General features: G+C 42.5%; 10 protein-coding genes. All 10 read left to right on the top strand.

The window, feature by feature from the left end; all coding sequences use genetic code 11:
* The first annotated feature begins 199 nt into the window (after positions 1-199).
* Positions 200-6235: a ZmpA/ZmpB/ZmpC family metallo-endopeptidase gene (locus tag HMPREF3002_RS08785; protein ID WP_070666244.1), complete on the top strand. Its 6036-nt coding sequence runs from the start codon at positions 200-202 to the stop codon at positions 6233-6235.
* 228 nt (positions 6236-6463) lie between these two features.
* On the top strand, positions 6464-6664 hold the full coding sequence (locus tag HMPREF3002_RS08780) for a F0F1 ATP synthase subunit C (RefSeq protein ID WP_003006433.1): 201 nt from the start codon (positions 6464-6466) through the stop codon (positions 6662-6664).
* A gap of 33 nt (positions 6665-6697) precedes the next feature.
* Positions 6698-7411: a F0F1 ATP synthase subunit A gene (atpB, locus tag HMPREF3002_RS08775; RefSeq protein ID WP_004219958.1), complete on the top strand. Its 714-nt coding sequence runs from the start codon at positions 6698-6700 to the stop codon at positions 7409-7411.
* Positions 7412-7430: 19 nt separating this feature from the next.
* Positions 7431-7925, top strand: coding sequence for a F0F1 ATP synthase subunit B (atpF, locus tag HMPREF3002_RS08770; RefSeq protein WP_003006439.1), 495 nt, complete (start codon positions 7431-7433; stop codon positions 7923-7925).
* Complete coding sequence (locus HMPREF3002_RS08765; RefSeq protein WP_049483899.1) at positions 7925-8461, top strand: F0F1 ATP synthase subunit delta; 537 nt, start codon at positions 7925-7927, stop codon at positions 8459-8461. The genes atpF and HMPREF3002_RS08765 overlap by 1 nt, the downstream gene beginning before the upstream one ends.
* Before the next feature lie 15 nt (positions 8462-8476).
* Positions 8477-9982 (top strand): F0F1 ATP synthase subunit alpha, encoded by a 1506-nt coding sequence (gene atpA, locus HMPREF3002_RS08760; protein WP_049496722.1) that lies wholly within the window; start codon positions 8477-8479, stop codon positions 9980-9982.
* A 15-nt stretch (positions 9983-9997) separates the two neighbouring features.
* Entirely contained in the window at positions 9998-10879 is an 882-nt protein-coding gene (locus tag HMPREF3002_RS08755) for a F0F1 ATP synthase subunit gamma (protein ID WP_003017744.1), read from the top strand.
* Between the two features lie 85 nt (positions 10880-10964).
* Complete coding sequence (gene atpD, locus HMPREF3002_RS08750; RefSeq protein WP_003006453.1) at positions 10965-12371, top strand: F0F1 ATP synthase subunit beta; 1407 nt, start codon at positions 10965-10967, stop codon at positions 12369-12371.
* Between the two features lie 13 nt (positions 12372-12384).
* On the top strand, positions 12385-12804 hold the full coding sequence (locus tag HMPREF3002_RS08745; protein ID WP_003002471.1) for a F0F1 ATP synthase subunit epsilon: 420 nt from the start codon (positions 12385-12387) through the stop codon (positions 12802-12804).
* A gap of 96 nt (positions 12805-12900) precedes the next feature.
* Positions 12901-13131, top strand: coding sequence for a DUF1146 family protein (locus tag HMPREF3002_RS08740; RefSeq protein ID WP_049474822.1), 231 nt, complete (start codon positions 12901-12903; stop codon positions 13129-13131).
* Positions 13132-13146: the final 15 nt, after the last annotated feature.

Below are 13146 nucleotides of genomic sequence, written 5' to 3'. Positions count from 1 at the left end.
TTTTGTGTTGCTTTCTTCCTATAAAGAAAACGGTTTATTTTTTTGAGTTTTAGAGCTTGCTAAAATAGAAGAAAAAAGATAAGATAGGTAAAGGTAAAAAATCACGGGAAGGTTCTTATTTCTGGAAAGGATCCCATCCTCTCTAAAAATAATCAGGTCCCTGCTCGAGGGTTAAATATTACTATATAGGAATTTTAGGATGAAAAAAGCGAAACAAACGTTTGAAAAAATGACCAAATATTCGATTCGGAAATTAACTGTCGGTGTTGGTCCGGTGGCCATTGGAGCCTTTTTATTAGGAGGAAGCTTGTTAGGAGCTCGTCCTGTCCAAGCTGATCAGATGACTCTACCTGCTCATGTTCACTTAGGATATGTGACAGAAGAAGAGCTGACTGCTGAAGAAAAAGCACAGGTGATTCATGCAATCCCTGAAGAGTATCAAAATGAAGATACTTTCTATCTCGTCTATAAGAAGAAGGAAGCAATTCAGTCGGTTCTTCCTCAAACAGGAAGTCAGGAAGTCGCCCTTTTTGGGCTAAGTCTAGCCACAGCTTCCTTTGCGGTCCTCTTACTCTCTAAAAAGCACCGGAAGAAGGTCATGGGCGTCCTTTTGATTGGAGCCATGGGACAAAGTCTTCTACTTCCAGTTGAAGTCGCAGCCCTACAAAATCAAGTTTTGCGCGCCTATAATCAGGATCTTGCGATCGCATCGAGCAAAGATCTTGCAAATGGCGTGATTCAAATTGACGGTTATGACTATATTGGTTATCTGCGCTACCCGTCAGTCCAAAAGACGAGCTTACGAGAGCCAAAGGCTATGCAGGAAACGAAACCTTCTGTAGAAGGAACGATCAAAACAAGTACAGGTATTCCACAAGTGGAAGCACAAGCTCGTGTGACCCCAGAAGTCTCTCCAGCCTTTCCTCAAGTTGAAAAACCAAGCCTGGAAGTCTCTACTGAGCCTGTGCCATTTGAAACTGTCAAACAAGCTGATCCTACATTACCTAAAGGGCAAACCAAGGTGCTGACTGCTGGTCAAAATGGGGAGCGGACCCTATTGACAGAAGTGAGTGTGGTAGATGGACAAGAAGTTCGCAGAGTCGTTGAAAGCAAGGTCACTAAAGAACCAGTTTCACAAATTCTTGCTGTTGGGACAAAAGAAGATGCCCAACCAACCCCTCAACCCAATCCTTCTCCAGTTGTAACGGCTAAGGGGACACAAGAAGAAGGTCATGTCGGTGAAGCTCCTGTTCAACCGGAGAAGCCAACCTATACAGGTGTGGTGGAAGATAAAGGAACACAGGAAGAAGGCCATATCGGCGAAGCTCCTGTTCAACCAGAGAACCCAGCCTATACAGGTGTGGTGGAAGCTAAGGGAACACAGGAAGAAGGCCATGTCGGCGAAGCCCCTGTTCAACCAGAGAACCCAGCCTATACAGGTGTGGTGGAAGCTAAGGGAACACAGGAAGAAGGCCATGTCGGCGAAGCTCCTGTTCAACCGGAGAACCCAACCTATACAGGTGTAGTAGAATCCAAGGGAACACAGGAAGAAGGCCATGTCGGCGAAGCCCCTGTTCAACCAGAGAACCCAGCCTATACAGGTGTGGTGGAAGCTAAAGGGACACAAGAAGAAGGCCATGTCGGCGAAGCCCCTATTCAACCGGAGAACCCAACCTATCAAGTAACGGAAGGGACGGTAACAGAGACAGAAACGGTAATCCTTCCATATGAAACAGAGTATGTAACGGACGCCAATCGTTACACCGATGAAGAAAGCCTCCTTCAGAAAGGCGAGGCTGGTAGCCAGGAGATTCGTCGAGTTTATAAGACGGTCAATGGTGAGAAGATTGGCGAGCCTCTCAGTACGACCACTGAAACGGTAAAAGCTCCTGTGACAGAAAAAATTAGTCGTGGGACTAAGGCGATTGAAGGCCAAACAGAGGATGTTTCGTTTGAAGAAATTCCATTTAAGACGGTAACCGAACAAGATGTTACCTTGCTAAAAGGAACCGAAAGGGTTTCTCAAGTCGGTAAAAATGGGAAGAAAAAAATCACCAAGGTCTATAAGACCATTAAAGGTGTCAAAACAACGGATGCTCCTACAATTTCTGAAGAAGTAGTAGAACAAGCCCAAGATCAGATCATTCAACAAGGGACCAAAGAACTTGATAAGCCTACCTTAACTTTGACCCAGGTCGATAAGGAAGAATTGAAGCGCAGTGCTAAAGCTACTTATCATTTGGATAAACCAGACGGTGTGACCATCAAGTCCATCCAGGCTGTATTGAAGAAGGGTGATCAAGTGGTGAAAACCCTGACCCTTTCAGAGACGGACTTGGCAGCTGCTTTAGCGGACTTGGACTACTACAAGGATTATACGCTCGCAACGACCATGGTGTATGACCGTGGAAATGGGGATGAAGAAGAAGTTCTCAAGGAAAAACCACTGAGAATTGATCTTAAAAAAGTTGAAATCAAAAACATCAAGGAAACCAGTCTGATTAGCGTGGATGACCAAGGTCTTGAGACCGATAGCAGCCTCTTGTCTGAAACACCATCAGATGTGAAGCCTTACTACTTAAAGGTCACTACCTATGATAATAAGGTTACAAAACTAGCCGTTGATAAAATTGAAGAAGTAACGGTAGATGGCGTGACCCTCTACAAAGTAACAGCCAAAGCTCCTGATCTCATTCAACGGACTGCGGACAACCAGTTTAGTGAGGACTATGTCCACTATATTGCAAAACCCAAAGCTCATGAAGGGGATGTCTACTACAATTTCAACGAACTTGTAAAAGCTATGCAAGCCAATCCGACTGGTACCTTTAAACTGGGTAGCAATATGAATGCGACTAATGTCCAGCCAGTAGGGAAATCCTATGTGACCAATGCCTTCAAGGGAATTTTGGAAAGTACGAATGGAAATAAATTTGCCATCCATAACATTACAAGACCATTATTTGGGAACATCGAAGGTGGCTCGGTTAAGAATCTCTTGCTTGAAAATGTCAATATTGACCTACCTGGGACAGATCGAGTAGCCCCAATAGCAGGTGTTATCAAAAATAATGCAACTGTCGAGAATGTTAAAGTAACAGGAAGTGTTGTTGGGAACAATGACGTAGCAGGGATCGTCAATAAAATTGATGGCAGTGGGAAAGTAAGTAATGTCGCCTTTATCGGGAAACTGCACGCTGCTGGGAACAAAGGTGGCTATCTAGCGGGTGTTGTTGGTGAGAACTGGAAGGGTGTCGTAGAAAAAGCTTACGTTGATGCTGAAATCACTGGGAATAAAGCCAAAGCTGCAGGTTTGGCTTATTCCTCTCAAAATGGTGGAAATAACCACACAGTAGGTAAAGAAGGGGTTCTCAGAAATTCAGTTGCTAAAGGTTCAATTGAACTGAAAGAAGCTGTTCAATCTGGTGGGTTACTGGGGACCAACTGGGCCTTGGGTGCTATTGAAGACAACATCACCATGATGAAAGTCAAAACTGGTGAGATGGTCTTCGGACACTCGGATATCGACGCAGATGATTATTTCACCTATTCAAGAACCAAGCGCAATTACAGTGTGGAAGGCGTGAGTGAAGGGAAGAAAACCTTTAACAACTCCCGTAAAATCCCTAGCATCTCGCTGGCAGAAGCTGAGCAGAAGATTGAAGCAATGGGAATCACTGCTGATAAATTCACCAGCAGGAAACCAATTGAAGATACGCTCAATCACCTTGTTAGCAAAGACGATCAATACAAGGCTATCACTGCTTACGATGCGACTCGTGAGCTAGCTTACCGCAATATTGCTAAATTGCAACCATTCTACAACAAAGAATGGATTGTCGACCAAGGGAATAAATTGGCTGCAACGAGTCCTCTCTTGACCAAGGAAGTCTTGTCTGTGACTGCTATGAAGGGCAATGATTTTGTTACTGAACTAGCTGATGCTGATCACATCCTGATCCATTATGCCGATAAGACAAAAGATATCTTTAGCATTTCACCGAAAGAGTCTAAAGTCAAACAAGTCAAAGAGTACAGTGTGGCGGAGCTCGGTGAAGTGGTCTATACGCCAAATATGGTGGACAAAGACCGGAGCGATCTCATTGGTGCGATCGTTGAAAAATTAAGCCCTGTCGAATTACAATCAGATCCAATCTACACACATCTTGGTCGAACAGGTCCTAACAAAGTCAATGCCATTAAGAACCTTTACCTTGAAGAAAGCTTCCAAGCAGTCAAGGATAATCTGACTCACTTTGTCAAACAACTAGTTGAAAACCAAGATCATCAATTAAATACAGATGAGGCTGCCAAACGGGCCCTTATCAAGAAAGTTGATGACAACAAGGCCGCTGTTCTTCTTGGTTTGTCATACCTCAATCGCTATTATGGAGTGAAGTTCGATGATGTCAATCTCAAACAGCTCATGTTGTTCAAGCCAGATTTCTATGGGAAGAATGTTGATGTCTTAGACCGCTTGATTGAAATTGGTTCAAAAGAAGACTACATCAAAGGGACTCGTACCCACGATGCCTTCCGAGAAGTCGTGGCTAAATCGACTCTTTCTGGGAACCTAAATGACTTCTTGAAGTACAATATGGAGCTCTTCACAAAAGAGACAGACTTGAATGATTGGTTCATTAAAGCAACCAAAGACAATGTCTATATTGTGGAGCCTGAGACGACCAATCCAGCTTTCGCATCTGCTAAGCATAGAGCCTATGAGGGCTTAAACAATGATGTTCACGGTAAAATGATCTTGCCACTCTTGAACTTAAAAGATGCCCATATGTTCTTGATTTCAACATACAATACCATGGCTTATAGTTCCTTCGAGAAATATGGTAAGAACACGGAAGCAGAGCGGAATGCCTTCAAAGCGGAAATTGACAAGGTGGCGAAAGGGCAACAAAATTATCTCGATTTCTGGTCACGTCTAGCAACGGATAAGGTTCGCAATCAACTCTTGAAGAGCAATAATATGGTGCCGACCCCTGTCCTTGATAACCAAAACTACAAGGGCATTAGTACAGACCGTTACGGCCATACCAACAGTGGCAAAGATGTCGCTCCAATCCGTGAATTGTATGGTCCAACCGATCGTTACCATGCGACAGATTGGCGCATGGGAGCTGTGGCGCGAATTTACGGAAACCCATATAAAGACGACTCTGTTTTCTTCATGGTGACCGATATGATCAGTGACTTTGGGGTCTCTGCCTTTACCCACGAAACAACGCACGTCAATGACCGCATGGTATACTTAGGTGGTTGGAGACACCGAGAAGGAACCGATATCGAAGCCTTTGCCCAAGGCATGTTACAAACGCCATCCGTATCCAATCCAAATGGGGAATACAAGGCCTTAGGTATCAACATGGCCTATGAACGTCCAAATGATGGGAACCAATGGTACAATACCAATCCAAATGATTTGAAGTCACGTGACGAAATTGATCGGTATATGAAAGGCTATAACGACACCCTCATGCTTCTGGATTACCTAGAAGGAGAAGCTGTCCTCAACAAAGGCAGTCAAGACTTGAACAATGCATGGTTCAAGAAGGTTGATAAACAATACCGAGGGGCTAACACCAAGAATCAATTTGATAAGGTACGTCCTTTGAGCGATGAGGAAAAAGCGATCACCTTACATTCAGTAGATGATCTCATCACCAACAACTTCATGACCAATCGTAGTCCTGGAAATGGAGTCTATAATCCATCTGACTTTGGCTCCGCCTATGTGACGGTACCGATGATGACAGGGATCTATGGTGGAAACACCAGTGAAGGGGCTCCTGGAGCCATGTCCTTCAAACACAATACCTTCAGACTCTGGGGTTACTATGGCTATGAAAAAGGCTTCTTAGGCTATGCTTCAAACAAGTATAAACAAGAATCCAAACAAGCAGGTCATGCGACTCTAGGGGATGATTACATCATTCAAAAGATTTCTGATGGGAAATTCAGTACCCTTGAAGACTGGAAGAAAGCCTACTTCAATGAAGTGGTAACCAGTGCCAAAAATGGACTTCAGGCTATTGAAGTGGATGGGACTACTTATAGCTCTTATGAGGACTTAAAACAAGCCTTTGCAACTGCGGTTGAAAAAGATCAGGCCAGTTTGAAGAATGGTTCTGTCAAATTTGACAATACCCTTGCCTTGAAAGAAAAAATCTTTAAGAAATTACTGCAACAAACAGACAGTTTCAAAACGTCTATCTTTAAATAATCGAATTCTCTCATCTGCTGAGCAGGTGAGAGTTTTTTAGAAGAAAAAATGAATAGAGGTGGACAAAGCGACTAAAAATTAAAAGAAATCAATCGTAGATAGGAAAAATTATCATATTAAAAAAATAACGTAATTTCACTAAAACGCTTACTTTTATAGGAAATATTTGACTATTATATCTTTTAGGAGTAAACTAAGGAGGTAAAATTTATAAAAGGAGAATTCATCATGAATTTAACATTTTTAGGTCTTTGTTTAGCCTGCTTTGGTGTATCACTGGCAGAAGGTTTGATGATGAGCAGCCTATTGAAATCTGCGTCTCGTCAACCAGAAATTATTGGTCAATTGCGTAGCCTCTTGATTCTTGGTGTTGCCTTTGTCGAAGGTACTTTCTTCGTAACCTTGGTTATGGCCTTCATTATCAAATAAGCACTTCTATTTTAGAAAAGGAGGTGTCAAAACTTGGAAGAAAGTATCACTCCAACGATAACTCTTGGACCTGTAACTTTTAATTTGACCCTACTTGCTATGACCTTGATTGCTGTTTTGGTGGTTTTTGGCTTTATTTATTGGGCCAGCCGTAAAATGACGATCCGACCAAAGGGCAAACAAAATGTGCTGGAATACGCATATGACTTTGTCGTAGGCTTCACCAAAGGAAATATTGGGGAACATTATATAAAGGACTATTCCTTGTTCTTGTTTGTTCTTTTCCTATTTCTTTTAGTGGCCAATAACATTGGATTGATGGCTAAAATCGAAACGACCAATGGTTACAATTTGTGGACATCACCAACCGCTAACCTGGGTTATGACTTTGCCTTTTCATTTTTGATCACCTTAATCGCCCATGTAGAAGGAATTCGCCGACGTGGTGTGAAGGAATATTTAAAGGCTTTTGTGACACCTGGATTTATGACCCCCATGAATATTTTGGAAGAATTAACGAACTTTGCCTCCTTGGCACTTCGGATCTTCGGAAATATCTTTGCGGGTGAGGTATTAGCAAGCTTGCTCGTGAACTTATCACACCAAGCTTTCTATTGGTATCCATTTGCCTTTATTGGTAGCATGGCATGGACTGCATTTTCAATTTTTATTTCATGTATCCAAGCCTATGTGTTTACCATGTTGTCATCAATCTATATTGGTAAGAAAATTAATGGCGAAGAGTAAGTAGAGGAGGAGTAGAAGAATGCATGTATCAATGAGTGAAATTATTGGTAACTTTATTCTCATTGCTGGTTCCTTCCTATTATTAATCTTTTTAATAAAGAAATTTGCATGGAACAATATCAATGGAATTTTAGAAGCGCGTGCCAAAAAGATTACAGATGATATTGATGGAGCAGAATCAGCTCGTCAAAAAGCTGAGGAACTAGCAAGTAAACGTGAAGAAGAGTTGGCAGGTAGCCGCAAAGAAGCTGCGTCTATCGTCGAAAATGCAAAGGAAACTGCAGAAAAGAACAAATCTCAGATCCTTTCAGAAGCCACTCAAGAAGCAGTACGTTTGAAAGAAAAAGCGCAACAAGAAATTGCGCATAACAAAGAAGAAGCATTGAACAGTATCAAAGGCGATGTGGCAGATCTCACTGTCAATCTTGCCGGCAAATTGTTGAGTCAACAGCTGGATGCTGAAGGTCAACGCCAACTGATCGATCGCTATCTTGATGAATTAGGAGAAGCCTAATGGACAAAAAGCAACTGATGGTGATTGAGAAATATACCCAGCCTTTTGTTCAATTGGTCTTTGAAAAAGGAGAACAAGATCTAGTCTTTGAAAAATTGACCCAAATCAAGGCTATTTTTGAAGAGACTGGACTTGCTAACTTCTTAGCTCATATCGGTGTAGAGGATGAAGAGAAAGCAAAAAGTCTAAGACTTTTTCAACCCTCTGATTCACAATTACTCGACCATTTGATTGAAGTGGTTATTCTCAATCATCGTGAAGCCTTATTTTATGACATTGTAACGATTTGTTTGGATCAGATTCAACTGTTGAGCAACGCTTTTGTCGTCACTGTTACGACGGTTGCTGGTTTGGATCCTGTTCAAGAGCAAAAGCTAATCCCCATTATCGAAAGAAAATTTGGGATTCAAGTTCGCTCGATCCAACAAAAGATCGATCCAGATTTAATTGGTGGCTTTGTCGTGACAGCCAATCATAAAACGTTGGATACCAGTCTCAAACACCAATTGCAAGTTATAAAATCTAAATTGAAATAGAAAGTGGTGTGAATTTTGGCGATTAACGCACAAGAAATCAGCGCTTTAATTAAGCAACAAATTGAAAATTTCAAGCCAAACTTTGACGTCACTGAGACAGGTGTTGTAACCTACATTGGTGACGGGATTGCCCGTGCTCATGGTCTTGAAAATGCCATGAGTGGTGAGTTGTTGATCTTTGAAAATGGCTCATACGGGATGGCCCAAAACTTAGAGACAACGGATGTCGGTATCATCATCTTGGGTGATTTCACGGATATTCGTGAAGGAGACTCTGTCCGTCGTACAGGTAAAATCATGGAAGTCCCTGCAGGGGATGCCTTGATTGGTCGGGTTGTCAACCCACTTGGCCAACCAGTAGATGGTTTGGGTGAGATTGTGACAGATAAATTCCGTCCAGTCGAAACACCAGCTCCTGGTGTTATGCAACGGAAATCTGTCTCAGAACCCCTACAAACTGGTTTGAAAGCCATTGATGCCCTTGTTCCAATCGGACGTGGTCAACGGGAATTGATCATCGGGGACCGTCAAACAGGGAAAACTTCGATTGCCATCGATACGATCTTGAACCAAAAGGGTCAAGACATGATCTGTATCTATGTGGCGATTGGTCAAAAAGAATCAACAGTTCGTACGCAAGTAGAAACTCTTCGTAAATACGGAGCCATGGATTATACGATTGTGGTAACCGCTTCGGCTTCTCAACCGTCTCCATTGCTTTACTTGGCACCTTATGCCGGTGTTGCCATGGCAGAAGAGTTCATGTATAACGGTAAACACGTTTTGATCGTCTATGATGATTTGTCAAAACAAGCCGTAGCCTACCGTGAATTGTCCCTTCTTCTTCGTCGTCCACCAGGACGTGAAGCCTTCCCAGGGGATGTCTTCTATCTCCACAGCCGTTTGTTGGAACGTTCAGCTAAAGTTTCAGATGAATTGGGTGGTGGCTCTATTACAGCCCTTCCAATCATTGAAACCCAAGCAGGAGATATTTCTGCTTATATCGCAACCAACGTGATTTCGATCACAGATGGACAAATCTTCTTGCAAGATAGTTTGTTCAATGCTGGTATTCGTCCAGCCATTGATGCAGGTTCTTCTGTATCCCGTGTAGGGGGAGCTGCCCAAATCAAGGCTATGAAGAAAGTTGCAGGTACCCTTCGTATCGACCTTGCTTCATACCGTGAATTGGAAGCCTTCACGAAATTTGGTAGTGACCTGGATGCTGCGACTCAAGCGAAATTGAACCGTGGTCGCCGAACAGTTGAAGTCTTGAAACAACCCGTTCATGAACCATTGACAGTTGAAAAACAAGTCGTGATCTTGTATGCCTTGACTCATGGTTTCTTAGATAGTGTTCCAGTAGACGATATTCTTCGTTTCCAAGAAGAGTTGTTTGATTACTTTGAAGCACATTATCATCAAATCTTTGAGACGATTCGTTCGACACATGATCTTCCAGCAGAAGAAGAACTGGATGCAGCCCTTACAGAATTTGTCAACCAGTCAAATTTCAAATAGAAATAGGAGTGGAAGATGGCAGTTTCATTAAATGATATAAAAAATAAAATTGCATCCACTAAAAATACTAGTCAAATTACCAATGCCATGCAGATGGTGTCTGCTGCTAAACTCGGAAAATCTGAGCAAGCAGCCAAGGATTTTCAGGTTTATGCCGCTAAGGTACGTAAGTTACTAACAGACTTGCTCCATGGACATGAAACAGAAAATGCTAAGTCCCATCCCATGTTGGTGAGTCGGCCGGTAAAAAAGACAGCTTATATCGTGATTACATCCGATCGTGGTTTGGTCGGAGGCTACAATGCCTCCATCCTTAAAACCATGATGGAAATGAAGGCAGAATACCATCCAACTGGAGATGACTTTGAAGTGATCTGTATTGGAAGTGTCGGGGCGGATTTCTTCCGTGCCCGTGGGATTCAGCCGGTTTATGAATTGCGTGGTTTGCCTGATCAACCTAGCTTTAAGGAAGTTCGTACGATCATTTCGAAAACAGTCCAAATGTATCAGGAAGGCTTGTTTGATGAGTTGTACGTCTGTTACAACCATCACGTCAACAGTTTGACTAGTCAAATGCGGGTAGAACAGATGCTTCCGATTATTGATTTGGACCCCAATGAAGCAGATGAGGATTATGTATTGAATCTAGAATTGGAATCTAGTCGAGATGCCATTTTGGATCAATTGCTCCCTCAATTTGCTGAAAGCATGATCTATGGTGCCATTATTGATGCTAAAACAGCTGAAAATGCTGCGGGGATGATGGCCATGCAAACTGCAACAGACAATGCCAAGAAAGTCATTGATGAATTAACGATTCAATACAACCGTGCTCGTCAAGCAGCGATTACGCAAGAAATTACCGAAATCGTTGCAGGTGCTAGCGCCCTTGAATAGTTGTCGGATACAATTTTAAATACAAAAACAGATGCTCGAAAGAGAACTTTTGAGCAGTAGAAATTACTTAGAATAGGAGAATGACATGAGTTTAGGCAAAATTTCTCAGGTCGTAGGTCCCGTCGTAGACGTTGCCTTTTCCGTTGGAGATAAACTTCCTGAGATCAATAATGCGCTTGTAGTCTATAAAAATGACCAACAAAAATCAAAAGTCGTTCTTGAAGTAGCTTTGGAACTTGGTGATGGGGTCGTACGGACTATCGCCATGGAATCAACTGATGGTTTAACACGTGGAATGGAAGTCTTGGACACTGGTCGTCCAATCTCTGTTCCTGTCGGAAAAGAAACCTTAGGACGTGTCTTCAATGTTCTTGGAGATACCATTGACTTGGATCAACCTTTTGCTGAGGATGCTCCTCGTGACTCCATCCACAAAAAAGCTCCATCCTTTGACGAGCTCTCTACTTCAGAAGAAATTCTTGAAACAGGGATCAAGGTTATTGACCTCTTAGCCCCTTATTTGAAAGGTGGGAAGGTCGGACTCTTCGGTGGTGCCGGAGTTGGGAAGACCGTCTTGATTCAAGAATTAATCCATAATATTGCCCAAGAACACGGTGGTATTTCTGTATTTACTGGTGTTGGGGAACGGACACGTGAAGGGAATGACCTTTACTGGGAAATGAAAGAATCTGGCGTTATTGAAAAAACAGCCATGGTCTTTGGACAAATGAATGAGCCACCTGGAGCACGGATGCGTGTTGCCTTGACTGGTTTAACCATTGCGGAATACTTCCGTGATGTCGAAGGTCAGGACGTTCTCTTGTTTATCGACAATATCTTCCGTTTCACCCAAGCCGGATCTGAAGTATCAGCCCTTTTGGGACGGATGCCATCAGCCGTTGGTTACCAACCTACTTTGGCAACTGAAATGGGGCAATTGCAAGAACGGATTACGTCAACGAAGAAAGGTTCTGTTACATCCATCCAAGCCATCTATGTGCCAGCCGATGACTATACAGACCCAGCGCCAGCAACCGCTTTTGCCCACTTGGATTCAACCACCAACTTGGAACGTAAATTGGTACAATTGGGGATCTACCCTGCGGTGGATCCATTGGCATCAAGCTCACGTGCCCTTTCTCCAGAAATCGTAGGAGAAGAACACTATGCAGTCGCTTCTGAAGTCAAACGCGTCCTTCAACGTTACCATGAATTGCAAGATATCATTGCTATCTTGGGGATGGATGAATTGTCTGACGAAGAAAAGACCTTGGTTGCTCGTGCTCGCCGGATCCAATTCTTCTTGTCACAAAACTTCAACGTTGCAGAACAATTTACAGGTCAACCTGGATCTTATGTACCAGTTGGAGAAACTGTTCGTGGCTTTAAAGAAATTTTGGACGGGAAATATGACCATCTTCCTGAAGATGCCTTCCGTGGTGTTGGATCGATCGAAGATGTGATTGCCAAAGCTGAAAAAATGGGATTCTAAGAAGAGGTGAAAGATGAGTCAAATGAACGTCCAAATCGTTACACCGGATGGACTGGTTTATGATCATCATGCCGCATTTGTATCTGTCAAGACAATTGATGGTGAATTAGGGATTTTACCTCATCATATCAATACCATTGCGGTTTTGGCTGTAGACCAAGTAAAGGTTCGTCGTGTCGACGATGACAAACATATTGATTGGATTGCAGTCAATGGGGGGATTATCGAAGTAGCTGATAATGTCATTACCATTGTTGCCGATTCTGCCGAACGTGCTCGAGATATCGACATTAGTCGTGCAGAACGTGCCAAACTGCGAGCTGAAAAAGCGATTGAAGAAGCCAAAGATCAGCATTCGGTTGATATGGAACGTCGTGCTAAAATTGCTCTTCAACGCGCCATTAACCGGATTAATGTCGGAAATCGTTTATAACATATTCAAAATAAGGTGGAGGTATGTCCTCACCTTATTTTTGTTGGGAGAGAATCAAAAGAAGAAAGTAAGGACCAAATATGGTATAATAGCTGTATGATTCAAATGATTTTTAATCTTTCAAGCCATCTATTGTTTATCTTTTTTGCCTATTACCTATTGATGAACCTGGTTCAATGGGAAAAGTTTTTAAAAGTAAGTGCTGAAAATGCAGTTAAAATCCGTTTTTTGATCTTGATGATCAGTGTCGGAATAGGCTATCTAGCGAGCTCATTTTTTATAAGTATCTATGAGATGAGTCGGCAGATTTTTATTGGCCAATTCTAGCCACATTTTATAAAA

This window comes from Streptococcus sp. HMSC065E03, from assembly GCF_001815045.1.
Classification (GTDB): Bacteria; Bacillota; Bacilli; order Lactobacillales; family Streptococcaceae; genus Streptococcus; species Streptococcus parasanguinis_AD.
This window is presented reverse-complemented; position numbering and strand designations above follow the sequence as displayed.

Coding starts and splice junctions, on each gene's coding strand:
- HMPREF3002_RS08785 (WP_070666244.1), top strand. CDS start 200: ATGAAAAAAGCGAAACAAACGTTTGAAAAAATGACCAAATATTCGATT.
- HMPREF3002_RS08780 (WP_003006433.1), top strand. CDS start 6,464: ATGAATTTAACATTTTTAGGTCTTTGTTTAGCCTGCTTTGGTGTATCA.
- atpF (WP_003006439.1), top strand. CDS start 7,431: ATGCATGTATCAATGAGTGAAATTATTGGTAACTTTATTCTCATTGCT.
- HMPREF3002_RS08765 (WP_049483899.1), top strand. CDS start 7,925: ATGGACAAAAAGCAACTGATGGTGATTGAGAAATATACCCAGCCTTTT.
- HMPREF3002_RS08755 (WP_003017744.1), top strand. CDS start 9,998: ATGGCAGTTTCATTAAATGATATAAAAAATAAAATTGCATCCACTAAA.
- atpD (WP_003006453.1), top strand. CDS start 10,965: ATGAGTTTAGGCAAAATTTCTCAGGTCGTAGGTCCCGTCGTAGACGTT.
- HMPREF3002_RS08745 (WP_003002471.1), top strand. CDS start 12,385: ATGAGTCAAATGAACGTCCAAATCGTTACACCGGATGGACTGGTTTAT.
- HMPREF3002_RS08740 (WP_049474822.1), top strand. CDS start 12,901: ATGATTCAAATGATTTTTAATCTTTCAAGCCATCTATTGTTTATCTTT.